We start from the raw sequence: 23,965 nt of genomic DNA on the forward strand, positions 1-23,965 counted from the left end.
ATATTTCAGAATTTTAAACGCGCCTGGAGAGATTCGAACTCCCGACACCCTGATCCGTAGTCAGGTGCTCTAATCCACTGAGCTACAGGCGCATAATTATGTAATATCTCTGTTTCAGGGTCTCTTAGTCAACCAGATTTCAGGTAAAATATCTATTATTAACAATCTAATTAATAATATGCCTATAAAGTGGTACGGAAATGGTGATTTAGAAGATCCTATCTATAAACATTTTTCTCGTATAGTAAATTTTGTTATTCACTGTATGATATTTACTGCGATTGTAAGTGGCACATGGCTTTTAAAAGAAATTAAATATGAAATAGCTTTTTTTAATAATTTTGCAATTTTCTGGTCAGTTCTTTTGGCTTCCCATTTACTTTTCGTAATTATAAAAAAACCTAAAGATACTTCAAAACAATCAACTTAAATTAAGCTTATATATGAACTCCCAGATACGAATAAGTGATCTAGAAAATATTATTTCAGAAAAGATTTTTATAAAAATAGAAAAGTGGAATTTGTATCTTGGAGATGCTGGCCTAGCTAGACATCTTGCTATTGAATGTATAAGAAATAAAGATCAAGGTCCATTTGATGCTGCAAATATAAGTTTGAAAGCAATTAATGTAAAAGTAGGGGATGGTGTTAACAGTATTCCACTAATTAATTTAATAACTACTTCACAAATTCTAGAATTAGAGGAGATTTTGGAAAGTTTTTTTGAAAACTAAATCTTTTTTTTATAAACTTTAAAGTTATTTACTTTCAAGAATTTTGTAAGTAAAAAATAAATTACAAAAAAAATTAGAGATCCAAACATTAATAATAAAAATTCTCCCAGATTTGAATTGGAGTTATTCGTAGTCTTGAGAATAATAAAACAAACTGTGCTACATATAAAGGCAGCTAATGACATGAGGCTGATTTTCCTCAATAAATTCAAGTTAGGCAAATGGATATCTTCATTTCGCAGATTAAAAGAAAGCAAAATACAAACTATAAAGTTGACTACTACTGAAGAAAAAATTATTCCTACAACTCCGAAATTATATGGAGAAAGATTCCCAAAATTCTTAATTGGGGCACCAATTAAAAACCAATCAAAAAAAATATTAAGTATTATCCCTGCAAATGAAGACTTAAAAGGGAAGTTTGTTTTCTCTATCGAATAGTAAGTTCTTACTAATAAATCTCTATAAAGGTAAAAAGGTATGCCAACTGAATAAGCAATTAATATATTCTTTACTTTTAGAGCCGCTGAATAATCAAAAGATCCTCTTTGAAAAACTAATTGTACGATTTGATTATTGAATGTTATGAAAAAACCTGTTAAAAAAATAGCTGTCAAGAAACAGTACTCTATCCCAGATATCAATTTTTTTTGGAGACCTCTATCGTCTTTATTACTTCTCAATTTAGAGAATTTTGGAAGTAATGGCAAAATCAAAGAGTTAGATAATATGCCTAAGGGGGCTTGTATAAGAAAGTTTCCGTAAGCTAGTCCAGATGCTGCTCCTTGAAAACTTGAAGCAAAAAACATATCGATAAAAACATTAATTTGACTTAGACCTGATGAGATAGATGCGGGAATAATTAGTTTAAAAATCCTCCTCTCTTCATTTTTAAATGCATTGTAGGTTGACTCTAATCTCAAGAGACCAATTTTATTTATTTCCAAAATTTGAACAAAAAACTGAATTAAAGTTCCTGTCAAAGTTGCAAAAGCTAGTAATCCCGAGTAAGTCAAGACATGAGAAGATGTATTTTCTTGGTTGAAAATCCAACTAAAAAAAATAAAAAAAATAGTAGTTACGCTTGTTATTGCTGGACTTATACTTGATAAAAAGAATTTCTTTTGGGAATTTAAGGCGCCAAAGCTTAAACCTATGAAGCCTGATAAAGGGATACAAGGTGTAAGTATTTGTAATTGGTAAGTAGCAATAGATTTAGCTTCCGAACTTAAATTGGGGGCTAATAATTCAATTAATAAACTGGAATTTGAGTAAATAAATATAGCTAAAATGAATAGTATTATTGAAAGTTTTATGCTTACTTGAGTTAAAACAATTCCTCCATTTTTTTTGTTAAGCGGAGTTAAAACTGCAACGACTGCGTTATGTAAGGGACCATTAATTCCTCCAATTATTATTAGCAAAAAACCAGGAATTATATATGCATAATTAAACGCGTCGTATGTTACCCCAACCCCAAAAGCAGCAGCTATAAATATTTGCCTTATACATCCAGCTAATTTACTTAGACTAGTGCCAAATGAAATTGAAAAAACATTATTTTTTAAAAATGAATGCATTTGGATTTGTCTAAATCTTCAAGAAGTTTAAGTTTCAATTATATTTGATTTTTAACTAACGACATATTTATGAATGATCGGATAATTGAATTTGACCCATTAATTGAAGGGTTTTTGATAAAGAGGTATAAAAGGTTTCTTGCAGATATTAAATTAGAGAATGGAGAGGTAGTAACTGCTCATTGTGCTAACACAGGCCCAATGAAGGGGCTTTTGAGTGAGGGAGCAAAAGTAAGAATAAGTGTTTCCCCTTCTACAAAAAGAAAATTACCTTTTACCTGGGAACAGATATGTGTTTTTGATTCAAAAAACGACGAGGTTTGGGTAGGTATTAATACTCTATTTGCAAATAAGTTAATCAAAAAGGTTATTGAGAAAAATCTGCTAAAGGAAATAATAGGCGAAATAGAGACCATTAAATCTGAAGTTCCATATGGTAAAGATAAAAAAAGTAGAATTGACTTTTTTTTAACTCCTAAATCTTCAAATCCTGATAAACGTAACATTTACCTAGAGGTTAAAAACACGACTTGGATTAAAGAAAATGTAGCTCTATTCCCAGATACAGTAACGAAAAGAGGCCAAAAACACCTCATTGAATTAAAGGAATTAATTCCTGGAAGTAAAAGTATTTTGGTACTTTGTATTACGAGAAAAGACGCTTCTTTCTTTGCACCTGGAGATGATGCAGATCCCTTATATGGCAGTCTTTTTAGAGAATCTTTAAGTGCAGGAATGATAACTATTCCATGTTCCTTTGAATTTCATAAAGACCACGTATCATGGAAAGGAATTAAACCTTTGAAATAAATAAAAAATCTTCTTGTTTTGAAATTTAAAAAAATAAATTTTCAAATTTAACAAATAATTTTAAGGGTGCAAGTATAAAAATGGTATAAACAACTACTAGACACTGATAAGTTTTTTGAATAAATTTAGATTTGAAAGGAAACAGCACAAACTGTTTTTTTGCAGATCTAATTTTTTTTTATGACCACTGCTTTGCAAACGCCTCAAAGGCGCTCTAGGTCCAAGTTACAAGATGCAAGTCTTGTTAACGGGCCTATGCTCCTTTTGAGGAGTATTCGAGGATTTAGTTCAAACCGCTCAATGTTGTGGCTTGCAACTGTTCCTTTAGCTTTGTTTGGTTTAGGTATTTTTAATCTTTCTGCTCATGCAGGCGATCTACCTGAGTTGAATGCAGCTTTTCTTGCCAATAACTTATGGCTATTTGTCGCTACTATTTTAGTGATATTCATGAACGCCGGCTTCGCTATGGTAGAGGCAGGTATGTGTCGTTCTAAGAACGCCGTCAACATTCTTGCTAAAAACCTTTTCGTATTTGCTTTAGCTGTTACCTCTTATTGGGTAATAGGCTACTCGCTAATGTACGGAGATAGTATTGCTGGTGGATGGCTATATTTTATGGGCCTATTTTTTGATCCAACAGTCACTGCCGAAACAGTTGCTGATGCTGGATTAGTCCCAACAGTTGATTTCTTATTCCAGTCTGCATTCGCAGGAACTGCTGCTACTATCGTTTCCGGACTTGTAGCTGAAAGAGTTAAATTTGGAGAATTTGTTGTTTTTGCGATTGTATTAACTGCATTTATATATCCAATTGCTGGTAGCTGGAAATGGAATGGTGGTTGGCTAGATGCATTAGGTTTTGTCGACTTTGCTGGTTCTTCAATTGTTCACTCAGTTGGAGCATGGGCAGGTCTTGTAGGAGCTATGCTTCTTGGACCAAGAATTGGCAAATACTCTGATGGAAAACCACAGGCTATGCCTGGACACAATATGGCTATCGCCACTTTGGGTGCATTAGTTCTATGGATAGGTTGGTATGGATTTAACCCCGGTTCTCAACTTGCTATGGACCAATGGGTGCCATATGTTGCTGTAACAACTACTTTGGCAGCAGCAGCAGGTGCTATCGGAGCAACTGTTGTTTCAACACTAACTTCTGGTAAGCCTGATCTTACAATGATTATTAACGGAATCCTTGCTGGTTTGGTTAGTATCACTGCTGGTTGCGGTGATATGACTCTTGCTGGAGCCTGGTTCGCAGGACTAGTTGGTGGAATTATCGTTGTATTTTCTGTTGCAGCACTTGATGCCGCTGAGATTGATGATCCTGTAGGTGCATTCTCTGTTCACGGAGTATGTGGTGTATGGGGTACTGTTGTAATCGGTCTTTGGGGTACTGCTGTGCAAGGCGACGGAGCAGGTATGGGATTGTTCAATGGTGGAGGTATTACACTTCTTCTAGTTCAAGCCCTTGGTGCCGCAGCTTATGCTATTTGGACACTAGTTACTTGCTGGATTACTTGGTCTATAATTGGAGGATTATTCGGAGGAATCCGCGTATCTGAAGAAGAAGAGACTCAAGGCCTAGATATTGGAGAGCATGGAATGGAAGCATATCCAGACTTTGCATCTGCTAAATAATCTAACTGAAAATTGATTTAAGAAACCTGACATATGTCAGGTTTCTTTTTTTTACGAAAAATTATTTAAAACGTTGTAATATAAAAAGATGGATACTCAAGCTTTTAGAAGATCTCTGCATCATTCTGATAGATATAATAGAAGGGGTTTCGATTCTCCAACAAAAAGAGCTCAAGCGTTAGAAGAAGCTTATCAAAGTGATTTGATAAGTTCTATAAGAGATAATGGTTTTACTTACACTAAGGGCAGACTAAATATTAAGTTGGCCCAAGCCTTTGGCTTCTGTTGGGGAGTTGAAAGAGCTGTAGCAATGGCTTATGAGACTAGAAGACATTACCCTAACGAAAATATTTGGATAACAAACGAAATAATTCATAACCCCTCGGTTAATGATCATTTAAGAAAAATGAATGTAAAATTCATTTCAGCTAAGAATGGTATTAAAGACTTTTCATTAGTTTCAAATGGAGATGTAGTTATACTTCCTGCTTTTGGAGCGACTGTTCAAGAAATGAAACTCCTTCATGAGAAAGGATGTCATATCATTGATACAACGTGCCCATGGGTTTCTAAAGTTTGGCATACCGTCGAGAAACATAAAAAACATATTTTCACATCCATTATTCATGGGAAATTTAAGCATGAAGAGACTCTCGCTACTAGCTCATTCGCCGGAAAATATTTAGTTGTACTTGATCTGGAAGAAGCAAAATATGTATCTGAATATATTCTGGGGAGAAGAAATAGAAATGAGTTTATGAATAAATTTGCTAAAGCTTGTTCTGATGGATTTGATCCTGATAAAGATTTAGAAAGGGTTGGTGTTGCAAACCAGACAACAATGCTGAAAAGTGAGACAGAAGAAATTGGAAAAGTTTTTGAAAAAACGATGCTAAAGAAATTTGGACCAGAAAACTTAAATAGTCACTTTTTAGCTTTTAATACTATTTGCGATGCAACTGAAGAAAGGCAAGATGCAATGTTTTCCTTGGTTGATGAAGACCTCGATATTCTTGTTGTTATAGGAGGCTTCAATTCGTCTAATACTACTCATTTACAAGAAATAGCAATTACAAAAAATATTTCTTCTTTTCACATTGATACTCCAGAACGAATATCAGTTGAAGAAAACTCAATATTACATAAACCACTTGGATCAGATTTAGAACTTAAAAATAATTTTCTACCTAGTGGAAAAATTAATGTTGGAATTACCTCAGGTGCATCTACTCCTGATAAGGTCGTTGCAGATGTTATTGAAAAGTTAATTCATATTGCTTCCTGAATTTGTTATTAATTTATAAATTTGCTTAGTTTTTTTAATTTATAAGTCAGATAATTCCAAAAGATCTACTTTATTAACTAGAATAATGAAAAAATTTATGAAGTATGGAAGACAAAGCACAAGCTAATCAGGTTCAAACTGCAAGTATGAATAGAACTAAAGCGCCCCAAAAAGTTGAAGTTGTAGTTGCCAATTCATCTTCAGGGTCAGAAGTTAATATCCTTGGAGAACTATCGATTTTTGTTTTAAGAATAGGTTTTTGTGCTTTGATGATTCATCATGGCCTTGAGAAACTTCAGGATCCACAGGGTTTTGCTGAGTTTGTAGTTGGTAAGTACTTCCCATTTTTGCCAGGTGATCCTGTTATTTGGACTTTTGGAGCAGCAATTACTCAATTGGTATGCCCAGCAGGATTGGCTTTAGGGATTTTTGCGAGGCTTTCTTCTCTTGGTTTATTTTCCACCATGGCATTTGCAGTTTATTTTCATCTCCTTGATACTGGACTAGAAGGTTTTCCTCTGGCAGTGGTTGAGGGTCATAATTATGCTTTCGAATTGTCTTTTATTTATGGAGCTATTTCTCTCTACTTCTTATGCGCAGGTCCAGGCAGACTTTCTTTATTCAGAAAAACTAACAAGATTACATATTATCCTAAATCAACATAAATTAATGCAAGAAATGTCTTTTTTGCGTAAATACCATTGAGATCCCCTTGGAATTACACATATCAATACTTTCTTGGTCTCTTAAACTACCTCCTGGTTGAATAATTGCCTTTATACCATATTCATTTGCAAGTTCTACAGTATCTGCAAATGGGAAAAATCCATCACTAGCTAAGACAGCATCAGAACATAACTCTCCAGCTGCTTTTAATGCAATTTTTGCGGCACCAACTCTATTCATTTGCCCAGCTCCAATTCCAATAGTTTTTTGGTCTTTTGCAATAACAATCGCATTAGATTTAACGTGTTTACAAATTTTCCACGCAAAATTTAGATCTAAATTCATCTGATTACTTGGATTTTTTTTGGTTACTGCAATCCAACTTTCAGTTTTTTCTTCACTTACATCAGTATCTTGAACAAGTAATCCTCCCATTATTGATTTAGTAGAAATTTGATTCTTTTTTGGAATTTGATCTTCTGAAAACTTTAAAATTCTTAAATTCTTTTTGATTTTTAAAATTTCTAAAGCTTCCGCATCAAAAGAGGGAGCTACGACACACTCTAAGAAGATATCTTTTAATTTATTTGCAGTTTCACTATCAACATTTGAATTAAAGGCAACTATTCCGCCAAATGCACTAACAGAGTCGCATTTCAAAGCATTCAAAAATGCTTGAGAAGCTGAATTACTTATAGAGGCACCACAAGGATTATTGTGTTTTAGGATAACAGAAGCAAACATTTTGGTTGTAAGTTCATCTTTTTCTGGGTAGCCAAATTCTAAAACTGTTGAAAGTGCCGACTCTAGGTCCAATAGATTGTTATAACTTAAATCTTTACCTTGTAATTGTTCTGCTGAATTCCATCCAATGTTACTTAAACCATACCAAAAAGCTTTTTGATGAGGATTCTCACCATATCTTAAGGTTTTGATTAGTGGATAAGATTCAATATATTTTGAAGATTGTAAACCTCTTTCTTTTCTTATCCAATTAGATATTGCAGTGTCATAGTCTGCTGTATGTTGAAAAGCTTCAAGGGCTAATTTTGCTTTATATGAGTCCTTTAATTCACCTTTTTTACTTTCTTCAAGAAAACTTTGATACTGACTAGGATCCACTAAGACGGAAACGTCTTTATGATTTTTTGCTGCAGAACGAATCATTGATGGCCCTCCAATATCAATATTTTCAATAGCGTCTTCCCATTTAGCTCCCTGAGCTACAGTTTTTTTAAAAGGATATAAATTTACAACTACTAAGTCAATTAACTCAAGCTCGTTAGTTTTGATATCTCTTTTATGTGTCTCATCAGTTCTTTTAGCTAATATTCCTCCGTGTATTTTTGGATGTAAAGTTTTAACTCTTCCTCCAAGAATTTCTGGAGAATTAGTAAAATCTGAAACTTTAATAACTGGAATTTTTGCCTCTATAAGATGCTTGGCAGTTCCGCCACTTGATAAAATTTTATAATTAAATTGTTTTACCAATTCCTTACAAAATGGGATTATATTTTTTTTATCAGAGACACTTACTAAAGCTAATGGTGACATTATGGGAAAGTTTACTTACTTAAGAATATAAACATGAAATATGCTATCAATCATGAATTTGTCTCGATTAGCTCTCAAACTGCAACTCATAGAATTATTTTGATGCATGGTTGGGGAGCTGACTCAGATGACCTTTTAACATTTGGAAAGGAGATGACTGAAAAAATAAATTTTGATTTTGAGGTAATTTCTTTGAGGGCTCCTGGATTACATCCAAGTGGTCAGGGAAGACAGTGGTATGGATTATACCCACATGATTGGAATGGAGCTGAGGTTGAAGTAAATAAACTTATAGTTACATTAAAAAAATTTGATACTGATCAGATTCCACTAAGAAAAACAATTTTGCTGGGGTTCTCTCAGGGGGCGGCAATGGCAATTGATGCAGGATTTAAATTAAATTTTGGATTAATTGTTGCTTGTAGTGGTTTCCCTCACCCCAACTGGGCCCCGGAAGAAAAGTGTCCGCCATTGATTGTTAGTCATGGTTTATTTGATGACGTCGTGCCTATAGATGCTTCTAGGACTATTTATGAAAAGGTAAAGAGTAAGTCTGCTAAATTTTGTGAATTATTAGAATTCGATGGATTTCATCAAATTGATTCAAATTTAATTAATTTTATAAGTTCAAATATAAGTAATATTTTTTAAACAAAAGCGTATTCGTATTCTTCAATCTCTTCCCAATCATCTGCAGTAAGTTCAAGACCTTCAAATATTTTTTCTTCACCAATTCCTTCAACAACAACTTTTAATGATGGAAATAGAAAATGATTTTCTTCAGCATATTGGGCGCTAAATAACCCTTTTTCACCCCAAAAAAACCTATCGGTGGTATGCTCATTTCTTCTGACATTGAAAACTGAAGGCGCAGAGAGACTATTTTCAGCTATGAATCTTCTTGCTGCTGTAACTGGTTTATGTTTGCCAGTTTCGATATGATAAATAGGTACATGTGCCATTACTCTTTGGCCAGCCAATCTTCTTCTGCTGATTCTTTTTCTTTTTTTTGACATTGATTGGTACTCCTGAAATTATTAATGAGATTAGTCTTATTTATTTTTACTAATCTTATATATGTGATTTTAAATTCACTGCAAATTACATAGAGGACCCATCAACCCCTGATGTAGCTTAAAATATGATTAAATATTCATATTTAAGGCTGGCTAAAGTCAGACCTCTTTATATATCTTAATACTTTTTTCATATTTTACAAGCCCTTTTTCAAGTTTTTTTCAAAAAATTTTCTCAAAATTTCATTAATTATGAATCTTTCAAAAAAATTTGAAGAATTAATTATAAAACAGCTAGAGAGTTTTGGTTGCTCAATGGGCGTGACTAATTTAGTTATGTATCTTGCTTCAGCTAAGCAAGGAACTAAAGCATCTTTTGAAATGATTGGTCAATGGCCACAAATTGATAGGCTACTTACATCAATAGAAGATGATCCTTCACTAAAAGTTTCATCGCCTAATAGAAGATGGTACCCTCTTCAAGAAAACGATATTCTACTTGGTGTCCTTAGGGTAGAAACTGATTTGAAAGGGGGGAATTGGCCAGTAACTCTTGATTCTAGATTAAAAGCGCTTTCAATATCTTTAGCTAAATGTGTCTCTATCGAACTAGAACGTCAAAATAAAAATGAAGAAATCAATTATTTAAAAAATCAGGTCAATGTCATAATCCATCAATTAAGAAATCCATTAGCTGCTATTAGGACATATGCAAAATTACTAATAAAAAGACTTGGTTCAGATGATGATTCTATTGAAATAGTCGAACGCATGATAATAGAGCAAAAACAAATTAATAAATATATGGATTCTTTTGCGCAATTAAATTCACCTATTCAACTGCCTCTAGAAATTGGAGAGGAAAGATTATTATTACCACCAAATTTAGATAATAAAAAGGTAATAACTGTTCAGAGTTTATTGAGGCCAATTTTAGAAAGGGGTAAAGCTAATGCGGACTTAGAGAATAGAGATTGGACTGAACCTTCTCTTTGGCCAGATTGGACCATATCGCCATTAAAGGCAAAATATGCTGTAATTGCTGAAATTGTGGCCAATTTATTAGAAAATGCGTTTAAGTATGCCCAAAAAGATGCTGAAATTGGACTCGCAATTACAAGTAACGGACTTTGTATATTTGATGATGGTAAAAAAATAACCAAAAATGAAAAAGAGAAAATTTTTGAAAAAGGTTTTAGAGGATCTGCCGCTAAGAAGAAGGACGGCACTGGTGTGGGACTTTTTTTGGCCAGGAAATTAGCAAAACAAATTGGAGGAGATTTGAGATTGCTGGAAAATAAATCGATTGACAATACTGAGAACTTAAAAAATCTTAAGAAGAAAAATATTTTCTATGTAGAACTACCTATAAAAGAATTGCATGCATAAACAACATTGCAGTTTCAACTACTACAACACTTGCACCGCATGCATCTCCATTAAAGCCTCCAATTTTATTACCAATTATGCTTGGAATAGAATAGCTTAGAAAAATACCAATCAAAATAAGAATTAAAAATTTAATTAATATTGCTTGGGATGTAATTGAAACTAATTGGTATGCAATGAAAATTAAAAGAAAAATAATTGAGATCAAAGATTCTTTTTTAAATCCATTCCAAAATTTTTTGTGACTAATAGATTTTTTCTTATAACTCTTATATTTAAACTTTTCTATAAAAAATAAATTTGAAAATCTCCCCCAAAATAAGCATATAGGTAAAACAAAAATTATTAGCCCTTGTATTTTTAGTATGCAAGCAATTTGAATTAAAGTTATAAAAACTAAAGCTTGAACGCCAAAGGAACCAACTTTACTATCTTTCATGGCTTTTAAACGTTTCTTTTTACCCGCAAAAATACCATCGAAAGTATCCATTAAACCATCAATGTGTAGACCACCAGTAATTAAATATCCTGAAGCCAAACAAATTAATGTAGATGCATAAATTGACCAAGAGTTTGTTCTTAAAAAAAGAAAAATATAACTCTGTATTGTTCCAATAAAAAATCCTAAAGGCGGCGCGAATTGTGCAATATTTTTAAATTCGGGATTAATTAAAGGTATCTTTGGAAATGTCGTATAGAAAATCCAAGATCCTGCCAAATTTTTTATTAAATATTTTTTGATGAGATAAAAATAGATTCGATAATAAATAATAGGGTAGATTAATGAAAAAGGATCAAAAAATTTTATAAATTATCGTGTTTGAATTTGAAATTACATCGAATTGCAGTAATACAGGCGCAAGAACTGGTATTTTTCATACCCCAAATGGTCAGGTAAACACACCAAAATTTATGCCTGTAGGGACTTTGGCTACTGTTAAAGGAATATCATCTAAGCAGTTAGCCTCCACAGGGGCAGAAATGATTCTCTCAAACACCTTTCATCTTCATTTACAACCTGGAGAAAAACTAGTTAAAGAATCTGGCGGAATACATAAGTTCATGAATTGGCCTAAGCCTATTCTTACTGATTCAGGAGGATATCAAGTTTTTAGTTTGGCCAAATTAAATAATATTTCTGATAAAGGTGTGGAATTTAAAAATCCAAGAGATGGTAGTCATGTATTTTTATCACCTGAAAAAGTAATACAGATTCAAATGGATCTTGGATCGGATGTTGCGATGGCTTTTGATCATTGTCCTCCTCATACAGCTAACGAAAATGATATTGAGGACTCTTTACAAAGAACTCATTCATGGTTACAAAAATGTGTTGAGACTCATCAGAAATCCAATCAAGCATTATTCGGCATAGTTCAAGGTGGGAAGTATCCGAGATTGAGAGAATATAGCGCAAAATATACCAGTTCTTTTGATTTGCCTGGAATAGCAGTGGGAGGTGTAAGTGTTGGCGAGGCAGTCGAAGAAATACATAGTGTAATTAATTACGTCCCGAAATTCTTACCAATAAATAAACCAAGATATTTAATGGGAATTGGCTCTTTAAGAGAAATTTCTTTAGCTGTTGCTAATGGATTCGATATATTTGACTGTGTTTTGCCTACAAGACTAGGAAGACATGGGACTGCATTTTTTAATGATGAAAGATTGAATTTGCGAAATGCTCGATTTAAAAATGACTTTTCTCCGATTGACAAAACTTGTAAATGCGAGACCTGTAAATCCTACTCTCGAGCATATTTGCATCATTTAATTAGAAATGACGAAATATTAGGCCTAACCCTCATAAGTTTGCATAATATTGCTCACTTAATAAGATTTACCAATGCAATTTCTACTGCAATTAGAGATAATTGTTTTACAAATGATTTCGCTCCTTGGAAAACATCCTCTATTGCTCATCATACGTGGTAACGTCTTATCATAATTAATTAAATTATTAAAAAAGGTGCTCATTCTATTTAATACATTCGCTGAATTGCCCGAGGCTTACAAGGCCTTTGCTCCAACTGTTGATGTTCTTCCACTTATTCCTTTATTTTTCTTTTTATTGGTATTTGTTTGGCAAGCTGCAGTTGGATTTAAATAAAATTCTTTTAGTTTAGATTGTATGTATTAGACGGGATTTTCAAGTAAAATCGCATCTCCAGAATTATCTACAGCACTCTCTATAAAATCAGCAATTTTTAATGCTCTTGAGGCTTGCTCACCATCTACCTCAGGCGTTTCTTTGCCCTGAACGCATTTAAGAAAATGCTCTAGTTCTGCATAAAGAGGTTCAATGGAGGTTGTGCTCACTTCTTCGACATATCCATCATTTCTATAAACTAATTCTCCATGCTCCGCTGTATACGATTCATGAGACTTTCGATGGATTTGTAAAGAGTGATTTAAGAAATCAGTTTCTACTAAACTATTTTGGCAGTGAGCACTTAAATTTCTAATTTTTTTATGACTCATTTTGCTGGCAGTTAAGATTGCAATAACATTATTTTTAAAAACTAAAGTAGCATTAACATAATCTATTAACCCTTCGCTATTTCTTCCTCCAACAGCTGCTAATTTTTGTATTTTTGAGTTTACAAGCTCTAAAATAAGATCAATATCATGAATCATTAAATCCATTACTACAGATACATCATTTGCTCTGTCTGCATGTGGACTGTGCCTCCTTGCTTCTAGAACAACAATTTCTTCATTATTTACTATTTTATTTAATTCTCTAAAAGCAGGATTAAATCTTTCAATATGACCAACCTGTAATAGACATTTACTTGCATTAGCCGCCTCTATTAAAGATTTTGCCTCCAGCTCATTAGCTGCAATTGGTTTTTCAATGAGAACGTTAGTACCTCCATTTAGACAATCTAGTCCTACCTCATGATGTAGTAGTGTCGGGACAGCGATACAAATAGCATCAACTTTTGGAATTAAGTCCTTATAATTTTTGAACCATTCACATTGAAATTGTTCAATAGCTAATTTACCTCTCTCTTCATTTGGATCTGCTACTCCAATGAGATTTGCATCTTTGAGTAAACTTAGTACTCGAGCATGATGCCAGCCCATATTCCCTATACCTATGACTCCAACCTTTACGGGTGATGAGGTTGGTTGCATAATTCCAAATCCATGTATTTATTTTTATTATCCTCCATGGGGAGTCAAATTTAGCTTTTGGGAAGAATTATTTTAACACGATCAATTTTTGGGCCTGACATCGAAATAACTTCAAATTTAATGTTATTAAAATCTAAAACGTCCCCAATTTTTGGAACCATTTGAAATTTTTCTAGCAGAAATCCAGCAAGAGTATGATAATCTGTGCCTTCTGGAATGGAACATCCTAACTTCTTATTGATATCAATAATTTCTGATTTTCCAGCTATTGACCATTTTTTAGAGAAATTATCTAACATTCTCATGTCTGAATAAATTCTATTGTTGAGCATTTCCTCTCCCACTATTTCGCCATTTAGATCAGCTGCAGTTATGAGCCCCTCTGTTCCACCGTGTTCATCAACTACTAGTAAGAAAGGATTGTAGTCTCTTACTATTGGAAATATCTCTGCTAATGAACATGTTTCTATAATTTTTGTTACTGGTAAAAGGTACGGCTCTAATAATGTATTGGCTTCCATTTCACCTGTTGAAATTGGCTTAGCTAGATAACGCAAATCTAATACACCTAATACATCATCTAAAGACTCACCAATCACAAAGAAGCGAGCATGGCGAGTTTTATCAACTTGTTTCATCAGTTCTGAAAAGGTTATATTTTTTGGCAAAGTTACCATTTCAGCTCTTGGAATCATTACTTCTTTAACTTGAGTATCTTTTAAAGCAAAAACTCCTTCAAGAATATTTTTCTCATCTGGTTTTAATCCTGTTACATTATCTGTTTCTATAAGAGTTTCTAATTCTCCTGCGGATAAACCCGAGTTTAAAGAATCCCATTTGTTATTTAAATTGAACAAGCCTAAACAGGCACTAGCAAAGAATTCTATTGTTTTCACTATAGGATTCATAGCTTTTCTAACGGCATCGAATATTGTTGTAAGCCTTAATGCAGCAGATTCTGGATTATTAATTACTAGTGCTTTAGGAATTAGTCCAGAAACGAGAGTTACAACTAAAACAACAAATAAAAACAATAGAAGATCATAAAATCTATTTAACAAAATATTGCTTTTCCAATAATCATTAGCCAGGTTATTGCTTAGCCATCCAATTGCAATTAATGAAATTGTTACTCCAAATTGAGAGGCAATTAATGAAGATCTAAAGCGTTTTTGAATTTTTAAAATTGAAAATGCTCCTTTCTTTTTTTCTTCTATTAACCTTAAAACTTTACTTGGCCTTATTAATAAAAAAGAGAGTTCACTCGCTGCAAAAAAAGCTGGGAAAAATAAAAGAAATAAAAGTAGAGTTATTTTCATTCAATGACAAATGAATAATGGGGGTGGCGAGGATCGAACTCGCCTTAGCCAAATTATGAGTTTGGTGCATTCACCAGATTGCTACACCCCCAGGGGAATTTATGCAATTTTAATTACATTGAATTTCAATATACAATATAAAAATAATATTTCAAAAAATACCTCATTAGGAAGTTTTTGTGAGATTTCTTTTTTTTCTTCTAATCTTTAAATATAAATTTAACTTTTACTAATGGGTAATTTTTCTGAAAAGTATGACTTAAATAAAGGAAAATTGTTAAAACAGTTAATTGAGAAATCTTATAAGAGAGGAAACTTCACTTTATCTTCAGGAAAAAAAAGCAGTCATTACTTCAACTGTAAACCGGTATCATTAAATGGCGAGGGCCTAAACTTAATAAGTGATTTATTTTTAGAGTTAAAGGACTCAAAGTCAAAAGCTGTAGCAGGATTGACATTAGGTGCAGATCCAATTGTGAGTGGATTAATAGTTAAAGCAGCTTCGCAAGGTCTAGAACTTAATGGTTTAATAATTCGGAAAGAAATTAAAAAATACGGTACCAAAGCTGGAATAGAGGGCCCTGCATTAGAAGAAGGAACTTTGGTAACTGTCTTAGAGGATGTGGTTACAACTGCTGGTTCAGTAATAAAAGCGATAAAAAAATTACGAGAAAATAATTATATTGTTGAGGAAGTTTTGTCTATAGTTGATAGGCAAGAAGGGGGATTAGAAGCCCTTGAGGATGAAAATGTTAAATTAAAGAGTCTTTTTACAATAAAAGACTTTTTATGATTATTTCAAAATGCAAGATATAAAACAAAATTTTTGGCTTGAAAAATTTGATTGTTTTTCTATTACTGGAAAAGATGCCAGAAAATTTTTGAATGGAATAACAACTGGTAATATTCTTAATTCAGAAAATACAGTTATTAAAACTTGTTGGTTAACTCCAAATGGAGTTCTAAGGTCATTAATCGAAATTATTTTTTTAGAAAGAAACTTAGAGGTAATTATCTTGGCGGGTAATACTAATGAAATAATTGATTACTTTAATCAAATTATTTTTCCAGCTGACGATGTACTTCTAAGTGAACCTTTCTTGATAAATAGAATTCAGGAAATTGATGAATCTAGTTCATGGAGAACTTACCAGCCTATTTTCTTCAAAACAGAAGATAAAGAATTTGAAATATATAAAAATAAACTAAATTTACTAAGTCCCAATGATTTAAAACTTTGGAAGATTAATCAGGCAATACCTTCGTTAGAAATGGAAATAAACGGAAAAAATAATCCTCTTGAGCTTGGATTACAAGATCTTATAGATTTTAATAAAGGTTGTTATTTAGGACAAGAAACAATGTCAAAAATAAAAAATGTTTCTTCTTTAAAACAGGAAATAAGAATTTGGAAATCATTCGAATCTAATTTGAATTTAGAAGTTGAAGATAAAAATTTATATATAAATTCTGCCAAAGATATTTCTGTAGGCAAAATCACTAGTTTTTTTAAATCAGATTCTCAAATTAAAGGTTTAGCCATGATAAAAAGAAAATATTTAGAGGAAGGAAGTTATTTTTTTTCAGAAATTTTTGGAAAAATTATTATTAATAAATCTGTAGGATCAATTTTTCTTTAATTGATTTTTGATTAAATATTCTGCAATTTGTAGAGTAGCAAAACAATCATCTTTGTTATATTGGATAATTTTTTTTAAAAATATTTCGTTTTCTGTAATTTGATATTGAATCCACCAATAAAGGGCTTTTGAGCCACTAACATTTTTCTGCATCCATTCAAATCCAAGCCAATTAGAAACAGTTTTTAAGCCATAGTTTTTTAGTGGTAATATCCAAGACTTTCGTATTAAGGTATGCAAGTCTATAAATCTTGAGGCAAGTGAATCAATTTCTTCAAAACTAAAATTTAGGTTTTTGGCAATATTAATTATTGCTATCTTTTCAGTTTCTCCGTAATGTAAAACTGGCCATTCCTTCTGTGAAAAAAGTATTTCAATAATTTTCCTGTAAGATTCTCCTTTATTGTTTTTGAGATTTAAAATTGGTTCATAAATTAGATCTTCTTTTTTTGTAAACAAATCATTTATTTTTAAAAAACCATATAAAAAGTCATGCTTATCATCTGGATTTGACTCAATATCAAATATATAAAATCCCGAACATTTTTTTTCTAGTAGATCGTTAGTATAATTTTTATTGAGAATTCGATATGGTTCACCAGAAATATAAGCTTGTGCTTGCTTTATAAATACGGACGCTTTTTCATACTTTTGATCGTTGAATTTAGATAATTTCTCTCCAAGTTGTTTTTCGCTATAAGAAGCTAATGTTTGGGTATCAGATATTCCATTTGTTATGAGTAATGAAGCAGTTTTGGAGCCTATTCCATCTATATCTGTAAGATATCCATTTTCTTTTGCTTCTTTGTCACAAAATTTTTGCCATGAACAAATAGTACATTTTTTTCTATCTTGAGTTATTTCTGGCATAAATCCCTCCAAGCATTCATTCAAATTTAATAAAACATTCAAAACTTTTTTTCTTAATTTTTTATTTAAATAAATTTCTTCAACATTAACTTTTTTATCAAAACTTGAAATTACTAATCCTTTCTCAATTTTAGATTCTTGAAAAGATTCCAACAGCATAGAACTAAAAGCTAAGTCGAATAAATGTTCTTTAGTGGTTTTGAGGCCTAACTTATAAACAGCAGGTAAATATTTATATTGTCCCCATTTACTTTTACCTTTAGTCTTTACAAGTAATTGTGGACGTATCTCTGCGTTAATATTTTGGAAAAGATTCCCTTTGATTTTTAATCCAATTACCCCTTGATAACCTTTTTCACAGGCTTTTAATCCTGTATATATTTCACTATTACAAAATTCAGAGAAAATTTGAAACTGATTAATTTTATCTATAGCTTTATGGGGAGACCAAACTTCATAAGATTTTTCCCCCTTAAAATCTAGCCATGCTTTTCTTTTGCATCTTGTAAAACTTTTTAAATGAAGAGAATTCAAATTATTTTTTAAGAGCGGTTTTAAAATTTACTCAATTAAATTATTATAGATAATTAGAAGAAATCAAGGAAATTTTAAATTTGACAGCTGATAAATTAAATAAGATAAAATTTGGAACTGATGGGTGGAGAGGAATTATTGGATTTGATTTTAATTTATCCAATCTTTCAAGAGTTGTTGTTGCTGCATGCCAGGAGTTGCATTATCAATACTATAAAGAAGTTAATTCAAAGAAAATTATTATTGGATATGATCGTAGATTTATGGCTTGTGAATTTGCCAGGCAAATAGTGCCTTTTGTAAGAGGATGTGGTTTAGAGCCAATCTTATCTAATAGCTTTGTTACAACACCCTCTTGTAGTTTCTATGCCAAAGAAGTTGGTTGTCTTGGAGCGTTAGTAATTACAGCAAGTCATAATCCATATAATTGGCTAGGTCTGAAAATAAAGAGCTTTAATGGATGTTCTGTTGACGAATCTTTTACAAGTGAAGTTGAAAAAAGATTAATGCTTGGAAATTCAATTGAAAAAATAGATGGTGTTAATCAATTGGTAGATATTAAGAAATTTCATTTAGATAGAATTAAATCCCTTTTTGATATTGACTATATTTCCAAGAGATTAAAAAAAATGAAATTGAGAATTTTTGTAGATTCTATGCATGGTTCAGCTGCAAATTGTATGGCTGAGATTTTTGCTTCTAATGATTTAGAAGTTATTTCAGAAATCAGGAAGGATGCTGATCCTTTTTTTGGAGGAAAACCTCCTGAACCTCTTTTGAATTATGCAGATGATCTAAAACAAACACTAATGAAAAATTCAACAAATGAAGTGAAAACTTTAGGAATTATATTTGATGGTGATGGTGATAGAATTGCGGCAATTGATGAAAAAGGAAGATACTCTAGTACTCAAGATTTACTCCCATACTTTATTAGCTATTTGGGCGAAATTAAAAATAATTCTTTTCCAGTTTTAAAAACTGTTAGTGGTTCAGATATTATTAAAAATATATCAGAGAGTCAAAATAGAGATGTTTTTGAACTTCCAGTTGGCTTTAAATATATTGCTGAAAAAATGATTAAAGAAAAAATATTTATTGGAGGAGAGGAATCTGGGGGAGTTGGTTTTGGTGACTTTATGCCTGAAAGAGATGCTCTATATGCAGCGATGGTTTTATTAAATGGAATTGCTGAAAAATCTCAATATTTATATGAAACCTTAGATGAAATTCAAGAAGATTTTGGGCCAAGTTTTTATAAAAGAATTGATATTAAATTTCCAAATCAGTCAGAAAAAAATAACGTAAAAGAATTTATCGTAGGTAATATTCCTGAGAATATTAATAATCACAAGTTAAAAAGTATCTCAAAGATCGATGGAATAAAGTTGAGAATTGATAAAAATTTTTGGCTTCTTTTTAGGTTTTCAGGAACGGAACCTCTTTTAAGATTATATTGTGAAGCACCAAAAGAATCTTATCTAATTGAGGTATTAGAGTGGGGTCAAGAATTTATTAATTTGGCAGGAAAATAAGGATGAAAAATTTATTTTTAGCGAGTAAGAATAAAGGTAAAATTGAAGAATATAAGAAATTGCTTGCTGGAGTTACTTGTAAATTGTTACTCCAGCCAGAATCATTAGAAGTTGAAGAGGATGGACTGACATTTAGAGATAATGCAATTAAAAAAGCGAGTGAAGTTTCGAGAAAAACGAATAATTTTTCAATAGCAGATGATTCAGGAATTTGTATTGAGGCACTAGGTGGTAAGCCTGGCATTTACTCATCTAGATATGCAGAAAATGATCAGAAGAGAATTGAACGAGTTTTAAGAGAACTTGATGGAGTTCAAAATAGGAGTGCTTTCTTTATTGCTAATATTTGTGTTTGTTCCCCAAATGGTGAAGTGATTATTGAATCTGAGGCCAAATGTCATGGCAATATCATTTTAAACCCCAGAGGAGAAAGTGGTTTTGGGTATGACCCAATTTTTGAGGAGAGTTCTACCAGATTAACTTTCGCAGAAATGAATAATGATATTAAAGACTCTTGTAGTCATAGAGGTAAAGCATTAAAAAAAATTATTCCAAATTTAATTAAAATTTTTTCTTAAATTCAATTAACCCAAGATCCATGAAGGCCATGGGGAATTGAAATGGGTAATTCATAAACAGCTAATTCTTTTAAGTCTTTTGCGTCTAATATCACTAAATCGCTTCCTCTTCTTTCCCCGTTCCATAGAAGTATAAATAAAAATCCCTCATCTTCTTTTGAAGAGTTTTCTGATGGAACCATAATTGGTTCACTAACAAATCCACTTGGACCTGCTGACCAAAAAATCTCTTCCTTAGAAGTTAAATTTATTTTTTTTATTGCTTGAAGTGGAGCGTTCCCCAGCTTTTGAGATGTGCTTGCCATCCAACTAAAAGTTGCTTTTAATCCTAAGTTTTTAGGATTAACAACAGCAAATTCACAACATTGTTCACTGAAAGTTTCAAGTTCACAAGTTTTTGTCTTTAGATCGATAATTGATCTTTTCAGTTTTCCTTCTGGATATTTATCAAAGTCAATATCCCTAAAATTCTCGTCTGGACCAACTGATGGGAAATCATCATAAAAAATACTATCTAATACGATTTTGGAATCTTTTTCAAATGCGTTTACATGATGAAAAACGAATCCTTCTGGAGCATCTATTGTTAAAGGAGGCTGTCCTTTAAATAATCCACTTTCTCTGGGGATGATAAAAAACTTTGCCTTTTTATTTGGGTTTGACTTTAGACATTGTGCTGCTCCTCTTTGACCCATTACAAATGGAAGAGGATTGAAATCAATAGCGTTCTGTAAAAATATTGCCCAATTAGTTGTAATTGCGAAATCATGAAGGAATGCAAAGCCATTAAAGGTATCTTTTCTGTCAAAAATGAGCTCTCCAGAATTTGTACCAGCATTATCAAATTCCATTAATCTAATGGTACTTTTTGGCCCAGTTTGTACTCCAAAAGTGACTAAAAGTTCTGAAGATGCATTTGAGTTTAGGTCTGATTTGGGATGTGCACTGAATGCTTCGTTAGGCTTGAGTACTCCTTTTAATGTGGTTAAACCAATAGTTTCAAGACTATCAGTATCCATTGCATGTGGACCTGCTGCTTCCCATAATGCGAGAATTTCATCTCCTAATTTAATTACATGTGTATTAGCGATATTCTTGAATTTTAGATCTAATGCATTATTTAAAATTCCTCCATTTTTTTGTGTTCCAAAAACACCTCTATAAATAAATTTATCTATTTTTTCTTCTTCCAAATAGCCTTTAGTTTTAACAAATCTATTTGTTAAGAATGGCTGACCATTTTGGAATTTTATGGATGTTATCATCCCATCACCATCGAATGGATGATGAACCCATTGTCCACCTCTCTCTAATATTCCTGGTCCATTTCTTAATAATGTTCCATTTAGATTTTTAATATTATTACCTTTGCTAATTTTTAGAGGCTCTTTAGTTAGCTCCTTTTTTACATTTTGATAAGCACTTGACCAATCTTCTTTTTTAAAAATATTAAATTCATCAATTTTTTTATCTTGTAAATTAGTCACAACAAAATAATCACTCTATCTATCTTCGCCAAAAATCAACTGAATTGTGGCTGATTCGAAAAAATTCCTATTTTATTGTTTTTCTAACATTCCTTTACTACTTGGAATTGAATCAGATCTTCTTGGATCTATCTCGGTAGCCATTCTCATTGCTCTTGAAAAAGCTTTAAAGCACGCCTCAACTATGTGATGTGAATTACTTCCTCGTATTTGATTAATATGCAGAGTAATACCGCTGTTATTTACAAAGGCAATAAAAAACTCTCTTACTAGTTCAGTATCATAATTTCCTATTCTAGGGGCTTTCAATTGAAGATCATAAGATAGATGCGGTCTACCAGAACAGTCTAATGTGACTTGAACTAATGCTTCATCTAATGGGGCAAAGAAATGTCCAAATCTGCTTATTCCTTTTCTTTCTCCCAAAGCTTTTGAAAATGCTTTGCCTAATGCGATGCCTACATCTTCATTTGTATGATGATCATCAATATGGGTATCTCCAATTGCTTTTATTTTTAAATCGAACAAACCATGACTGGATATTTGATGAAGCATATGATCTAAGAATGGTATCCCGGTATCAATCTCAGAAATTCCATTTCCATCTAAGTTTATAAATACAGAAATATCTGTTTCATTCGTTTTTCTTTTTATTTCAGATTGCCTTAGAGATGACATTTTATGTAAAAAACTTAGTTTACATTCCATTAATGCAGTAACCCGCATCAACATAAATTGTTTGGCCTGAAATGCCGCTAGAGAGATCACTTAATAAAAAAGCAGCTGTATTACCTACTTCTGTTTGAGTGACTGTTCTGCGTAAAGGAGCCTTTTCTTCAACATTGTGAATCATATCTAAAATGCCACCTATAGCAGAACTCGCAAGTGTTCTTATAGGCCCAGCACTTATTGCGTTAACTCTAACTTGTTTTTCGGGACCAAGTTCTGCAGAAAGATATCTTACTGAAGCTTCTAAAGCTGCTTTAGCAACTCCCATGACGTTATAGTTAGGAATCGCCCTTTCTGAACCTAAATAAGTTAATGAGACAACTCCAGCACCATCACTAAAAAGTGGTTTTGCTGCTTTACATAAAGGTGCTAAGGAATACGCACTTATATTAAGAGCCCTATCAAAACCCTCTGAAGTGGTAGCACTATAATCTCCAATCAATTCATCGCGTCCTGCAAATGCTAGGCAGTGAACTAATCCGTCAATTTGCCCCCAATTGTCTTTTATATTTTTAAAGATTTCTTCAATTTGAGCTGGATTTTGAACATCAAGAGGCAAAAATAACGATGGGTTTAAAGGTTCAGTTAGTTCTCTAACTTTAGACTCGAATCTTCCCTTATCATCAGGCAAATATGTGATTCCAAGTTCTGCGCCAGCTTTTGAAAGTTGTTGAGCGATACCCCATGCTATTGAACGATTGTTGGCAATTCCCGTAACAAGAATTTTTTTGCCAGTTAGATTTAGAAGCATTTTGTTTATTATTTCTATTATTCTCCTATATAAAAGTACCTATCTTTACGGATTACTGCAAAATATACAATAATTTTCAAATATCAAAGAATTTTTAATTTGAACATGGTAAGAACAAATTCTATGGTTTTGGAATTAGGTTTTCAATTACCGAATTTCGAAATGTTAAATGCTAATTCTTCAAAAAATGAATATTTTAGTTCTCATAATCTAGATAAAAGGCATTTACTATTAATGTTTATTTGCGCCCATTGCCCATTTGTTAAATATATTGAGAATCAAATTCTCACCTTAAGTAAAGAAATTGAAAATGCAGTTCAAACAGTTGCAATTTCTAGTAATGATATTGTCACTCATCCTTCAGATTCTCCTAAAAATTTGAGATTACAAGCACAAACACAGGGATGGAGTTTTCCTTATCTATATGATGAAAATCAAAATTTTGCTAAGAAATTAAAAGCGGCTTGCACCCCAGATTTTTATCTTTTTTCAAATGAAGGAGATGGTGATTTTTTATTGTATTATCATGGCCAATTAGACGATAGTAGACCAGGTAATAATATCCCTCTATCTGGAAAAGATTTGCGCGCTGCCGTAAAAGATTTGAATCAAGATAATTCTTATCCTTCAAATCAGATACCTTCTTTAGGTTGCAATATAAAATGGACTCCTGGTAAAGAACCTAGTTGGTTTAAATGAATTAAAA

At 32.2% G+C, this 23,965-nt stretch carries 25 protein-coding genes and 2 tRNA genes; 15 read left to right on the top strand and 12 right to left on the bottom strand.

What is annotated here, in order from left to right; all coding sequences use genetic code 11:
• Window positions 1–18: 18 nt before the first annotated feature.
• Window positions 19–92, bottom strand: a tRNA-Arg gene (locus HA149_RS01370).
• Between the two features lie 86 nt (window positions 93–178).
• On the opposite strand from HA149_RS01370, the gene HA149_RS01375 reads away from it, so the two are divergent.
• Together HA149_RS01375 and HA149_RS01380 are read left to right on the top strand one after the other, a co-directional pair.
• Window positions 179–430, top strand: coding sequence for a hypothetical protein (locus tag HA149_RS01375; protein WP_209112344.1), 252 nt, complete (start codon window positions 179–181; stop codon window positions 428–430).
• A gap of 13 nt (window positions 431–443) precedes the next feature.
• Window positions 444–734 (top strand): DUF3181 family protein, encoded by a 291-nt coding sequence (locus HA149_RS01380; protein WP_209112346.1) that lies wholly within the window; start codon window positions 444–446, stop codon window positions 732–734.
• Here HA149_RS01380 and murJ read toward each other — a convergent pair.
• The gene (murJ, locus tag HA149_RS01385; RefSeq protein ID WP_209112348.1) at window positions 731–2,314 is read right to left on the bottom strand and encodes a murein biosynthesis integral membrane protein MurJ; all 1,584 of its coding nucleotides are present in this window, start codon (window positions 2,312–2,314) and stop codon (window positions 731–733) included. The genes HA149_RS01380 and murJ overlap by 4 nt on opposite strands.
• Before the next feature lie 69 nt (window positions 2,315–2,383).
• On the opposite strand from murJ, the gene sfsA reads away from it, so the two are divergent.
• From sfsA to HA149_RS01405, 4 genes are all read left to right on the top strand, one after another.
• Entirely contained in the window at window positions 2,384–3,124 is a 741-nt protein-coding gene (gene sfsA, locus HA149_RS01390) for a DNA/RNA nuclease SfsA (protein WP_209112350.1), read from the top strand.
• Window positions 3,125–3,304: 180 nt separating this feature from the next.
• Window positions 3,305–4,765 (top strand): ammonium transporter, encoded by a 1,461-nt coding sequence (locus HA149_RS01395; protein ID WP_209112352.1) that lies wholly within the window; start codon window positions 3,305–3,307, stop codon window positions 4,763–4,765.
• 88 nt (window positions 4,766–4,853) lie between these two features.
• On the top strand, window positions 4,854–6,050 hold the full coding sequence (locus HA149_RS01400) for a 4-hydroxy-3-methylbut-2-enyl diphosphate reductase (protein WP_209112354.1): 1,197 nt from the start codon (window positions 4,854–4,856) through the stop codon (window positions 6,048–6,050).
• 104 nt (window positions 6,051–6,154) lie between these two features.
• Window positions 6,155–6,715 carry a DoxX family protein gene (locus HA149_RS01405; RefSeq protein WP_209112357.1) on the top strand — a complete coding sequence of 187 codons (561 nt, stop codon included), beginning with the start codon at window positions 6,155–6,157 and terminating at the stop codon, window positions 6,713–6,715.
• A 1-nt stretch (window position 6,716) separates the two neighbouring features.
• Here HA149_RS01405 and purH read toward each other — a convergent pair whose 3' ends face one another.
• Window positions 6,717–8,270, bottom strand: coding sequence for a bifunctional phosphoribosylaminoimidazolecarboxamide formyltransferase/IMP cyclohydrolase (purH, locus tag HA149_RS01410; protein ID WP_209112359.1), 1,554 nt, complete (start codon window positions 8,268–8,270; stop codon window positions 6,717–6,719).
• 33 nt (window positions 8,271–8,303) lie between these two features.
• Between purH and HA149_RS01415 the strand changes: the two genes are divergently transcribed.
• The gene (locus HA149_RS01415; RefSeq protein WP_209112361.1) at window positions 8,304–8,921 is read left to right on the top strand and encodes an alpha/beta hydrolase; all 618 of its coding nucleotides are present in this window, start codon (window positions 8,304–8,306) and stop codon (window positions 8,919–8,921) included.
• Here HA149_RS01415 and HA149_RS01420 read toward each other — a convergent pair.
• Window positions 8,918–9,286 (bottom strand): DUF3155 domain-containing protein, encoded by a 369-nt coding sequence (locus tag HA149_RS01420; protein WP_079338864.1) that lies wholly within the window; start codon window positions 9,284–9,286, stop codon window positions 8,918–8,920. The genes HA149_RS01415 and HA149_RS01420 overlap by 4 nt on opposite strands.
• A gap of 252 nt (window positions 9,287–9,538) precedes the next feature.
• On the opposite strand from HA149_RS01420, the gene HA149_RS01425 reads away from it, so the two are divergent.
• The gene (locus HA149_RS01425; protein ID WP_209112363.1) at window positions 9,539–10,675 is read left to right on the top strand and encodes a sensor histidine kinase; all 1,137 of its coding nucleotides are present in this window, start codon (window positions 9,539–9,541) and stop codon (window positions 10,673–10,675) included.
• Here the strand turns inward: HA149_RS01425 and HA149_RS01430 are convergent.
• A complete protein-coding gene (locus HA149_RS01430) occupies window positions 10,653–11,393 on the bottom strand; it encodes an adenosylcobinamide-GDP ribazoletransferase (RefSeq protein WP_209112365.1) in 741 nt (246 codons plus the stop codon). The two genes, HA149_RS01425 and HA149_RS01430, sit on opposite strands and share 23 nt — an antisense overlap.
• 98 nt (window positions 11,394–11,491) lie before the next feature.
• Between HA149_RS01430 and tgt the strand changes: the two genes are divergently transcribed.
• Window positions 11,492–12,610: a tRNA guanosine(34) transglycosylase Tgt gene (gene tgt, locus HA149_RS01435; protein ID WP_209112367.1), complete on the top strand. Its 1,119-nt coding sequence runs from the start codon at window positions 11,492–11,494 to the stop codon at window positions 12,608–12,610.
• Window positions 12,611–12,644: 34 nt separating this feature from the next.
• Window positions 12,645–12,785 (top strand): photosystem II reaction center protein K, encoded by a 141-nt coding sequence (locus tag HA149_RS01440; protein WP_011375837.1) that lies wholly within the window; start codon window positions 12,645–12,647, stop codon window positions 12,783–12,785.
• A gap of 26 nt (window positions 12,786–12,811) precedes the next feature.
• On the opposite strand, the gene HA149_RS01445 is transcribed toward HA149_RS01440, so the two are convergent.
• The 3 genes from HA149_RS01445 to HA149_RS01455 all read right to left on the bottom strand — a co-directional run bounded on the left by HA149_RS01445 (window position 12,812) and on the right by HA149_RS01455 (window position 15,226).
• Window positions 12,812–13,816, bottom strand: a complete 1,005-nt coding sequence (locus tag HA149_RS01445; RefSeq protein WP_209112369.1) for a Gfo/Idh/MocA family protein — start codon at window positions 13,814–13,816, stop codon at window positions 12,812–12,814.
• A gap of 50 nt (window positions 13,817–13,866) precedes the next feature.
• Window positions 13,867–15,135 carry a hemolysin family protein gene (locus HA149_RS01450; protein ID WP_209112371.1) on the bottom strand — a complete coding sequence of 423 codons (1,269 nt, stop codon included), beginning with the start codon at window positions 15,133–15,135 and terminating at the stop codon, window positions 13,867–13,869.
• Window positions 15,136–15,153: 18 nt separating this feature from the next.
• Window positions 15,154–15,226: transfer RNA gene (locus HA149_RS01455), tRNA-Ile, on the bottom strand.
• A gap of 141 nt (window positions 15,227–15,367) precedes the next feature.
• On the opposite strand from HA149_RS01455, the gene pyrE reads away from it, so the two are divergent.
• Both pyrE and HA149_RS01465 read left to right on the top strand, forming a co-directional pair.
• Window positions 15,368–15,928, top strand: a complete 561-nt coding sequence (gene pyrE / locus HA149_RS01460) for an orotate phosphoribosyltransferase (protein WP_209112373.1) — start codon at window positions 15,368–15,370, stop codon at window positions 15,926–15,928.
• Between the two features lie 10 nt (window positions 15,929–15,938).
• Window positions 15,939–16,775, top strand: a complete 837-nt coding sequence (locus HA149_RS01465; protein WP_209112375.1) for a folate-binding protein YgfZ — start codon at window positions 15,939–15,941, stop codon at window positions 16,773–16,775.
• On the opposite strand, the gene HA149_RS01470 is transcribed toward HA149_RS01465, so the two are convergent.
• Complete coding sequence (locus HA149_RS01470; protein ID WP_209112377.1) at window positions 16,761–18,179, bottom strand: TM0106 family RecB-like putative nuclease; 1,419 nt, start codon at window positions 18,177–18,179, stop codon at window positions 16,761–16,763. The genes HA149_RS01465 and HA149_RS01470 overlap by 15 nt on opposite strands.
• Before the next feature lie 80 nt (window positions 18,180–18,259).
• Between HA149_RS01470 and HA149_RS01475 the strand changes: the two genes are divergently transcribed.
• Both HA149_RS01475 and rdgB read left to right on the top strand, forming a co-directional pair.
• Window positions 18,260–19,714 (top strand): phosphoglucomutase/phosphomannomutase family protein, encoded by a 1,455-nt coding sequence (locus tag HA149_RS01475; protein ID WP_209112379.1) that lies wholly within the window; start codon window positions 18,260–18,262, stop codon window positions 19,712–19,714.
• 2 nt (window positions 19,715–19,716) lie between these two features.
• The gene (gene rdgB, locus HA149_RS01480; RefSeq protein ID WP_209112381.1) at window positions 19,717–20,292 is read left to right on the top strand and encodes an RdgB/HAM1 family non-canonical purine NTP pyrophosphatase; all 576 of its coding nucleotides are present in this window, start codon (window positions 19,717–19,719) and stop codon (window positions 20,290–20,292) included.
• A gap of 2 nt (window positions 20,293–20,294) precedes the next feature.
• On the opposite strand, the gene HA149_RS01485 is transcribed toward rdgB, so the two are convergent.
• The 3 genes from HA149_RS01485 to fabI form a co-directional block, all read right to left on the bottom strand.
• A complete protein-coding gene (locus HA149_RS01485) occupies window positions 20,295–21,779 on the bottom strand; it encodes a carotenoid oxygenase family protein (protein WP_209112384.1) in 1,485 nt (494 codons plus the stop codon).
• Window positions 21,780–21,851: 72 nt separating this feature from the next.
• The gene (hisB, locus tag HA149_RS01490; protein WP_025953397.1) at window positions 21,852–22,457 is read right to left on the bottom strand and encodes an imidazoleglycerol-phosphate dehydratase HisB; all 606 of its coding nucleotides are present in this window, start codon (window positions 22,455–22,457) and stop codon (window positions 21,852–21,854) included.
• 19 nt (window positions 22,458–22,476) lie between these two features.
• Window positions 22,477–23,259, bottom strand: a complete 783-nt coding sequence (fabI, locus tag HA149_RS01495) for an enoyl-ACP reductase FabI (RefSeq protein WP_025893966.1) — start codon at window positions 23,257–23,259, stop codon at window positions 22,477–22,479.
• A gap of 105 nt (window positions 23,260–23,364) precedes the next feature.
• Here fabI and HA149_RS01500 point away from each other — a divergent pair, with 105 nt between their 5' ends.
• Window positions 23,365–23,958 carry a thioredoxin family protein gene (locus HA149_RS01500; RefSeq protein WP_209112387.1) on the top strand — a complete coding sequence of 198 codons (594 nt, stop codon included), beginning with the start codon at window positions 23,365–23,367 and terminating at the stop codon, window positions 23,956–23,958.
• Window positions 23,959–23,965 lie beyond the last annotated feature (7 nt).

Origin of the sequence: Prochlorococcus marinus XMU1406, assembly GCF_017696055.1 — a bacterium.
Lineage (GTDB): Bacteria > Cyanobacteriota > Cyanobacteriia > PCC-6307 > Cyanobiaceae > Prochlorococcus_A > Prochlorococcus_A marinus_W.

Excerpts from the sequence above, each read along its gene's own strand:
- HA149_RS01375 (WP_209112344.1), top strand. The coding sequence starts at position 179 with ATGCCTATAAAGTGGTACGGAAATGGTGATTTAGAAGATCCTATCTAT.
- HA149_RS01380 (WP_209112346.1), top strand. The coding sequence starts at position 444 with ATGAACTCCCAGATACGAATAAGTGATCTAGAAAATATTATTTCAGAA.
- murJ (WP_209112348.1), bottom strand. The coding sequence starts at position 2,314 with ATGCATTCATTTTTAAAAAATAATGTTTTTTCAATTTCATTTGGCACT.
- sfsA (WP_209112350.1), top strand. The coding sequence starts at position 2,384 with ATGAATGATCGGATAATTGAATTTGACCCATTAATTGAAGGGTTTTTG.
- HA149_RS01395 (WP_209112352.1), top strand. The coding sequence starts at position 3,305 with ATGACCACTGCTTTGCAAACGCCTCAAAGGCGCTCTAGGTCCAAGTTA.
- HA149_RS01400 (WP_209112354.1), top strand. The coding sequence starts at position 4,854 with ATGGATACTCAAGCTTTTAGAAGATCTCTGCATCATTCTGATAGATAT.
- HA149_RS01405 (WP_209112357.1), top strand. The coding sequence starts at position 6,155 with ATGGAAGACAAAGCACAAGCTAATCAGGTTCAAACTGCAAGTATGAAT.
- purH (WP_209112359.1), bottom strand. The coding sequence starts at position 8,270 with ATGTCACCATTAGCTTTAGTAAGTGTCTCTGATAAAAAAAATATAATC.
- HA149_RS01415 (WP_209112361.1), top strand. The coding sequence starts at position 8,304 with ATGAAATATGCTATCAATCATGAATTTGTCTCGATTAGCTCTCAAACT.
- HA149_RS01420 (WP_079338864.1), bottom strand. The coding sequence starts at position 9,286 with ATGTCAAAAAAAAGAAAAAGAATCAGCAGAAGAAGATTGGCTGGCCAA.
- HA149_RS01425 (WP_209112363.1), top strand. The coding sequence starts at position 9,539 with ATGAATCTTTCAAAAAAATTTGAAGAATTAATTATAAAACAGCTAGAG.
- HA149_RS01445 (WP_209112369.1), bottom strand. The coding sequence starts at position 13,816 with ATGCAACCAACCTCATCACCCGTAAAGGTTGGAGTCATAGGTATAGGG.
- HA149_RS01450 (WP_209112371.1), bottom strand. The coding sequence starts at position 15,135 with ATGAAAATAACTCTACTTTTATTTCTTTTATTTTTCCCAGCTTTTTTT.
- pyrE (WP_209112373.1), top strand. The coding sequence starts at position 15,368 with ATGGGTAATTTTTCTGAAAAGTATGACTTAAATAAAGGAAAATTGTTA.
- HA149_RS01465 (WP_209112375.1), top strand. The coding sequence starts at position 15,939 with ATGCAAGATATAAAACAAAATTTTTGGCTTGAAAAATTTGATTGTTTT.
- rdgB (WP_209112381.1), top strand. The coding sequence starts at position 19,717 with ATGAAAAATTTATTTTTAGCGAGTAAGAATAAAGGTAAAATTGAAGAA.
- hisB (WP_025953397.1), bottom strand. The coding sequence starts at position 22,457 with ATGTCATCTCTAAGGCAATCTGAAATAAAAAGAAAAACGAATGAAACA.
- fabI (WP_025893966.1), bottom strand. The coding sequence starts at position 23,259 with ATGCTTCTAAATCTAACTGGCAAAAAAATTCTTGTTACGGGAATTGCC.
- HA149_RS01500 (WP_209112387.1), top strand. The coding sequence starts at position 23,365 with ATGGTAAGAACAAATTCTATGGTTTTGGAATTAGGTTTTCAATTACCG.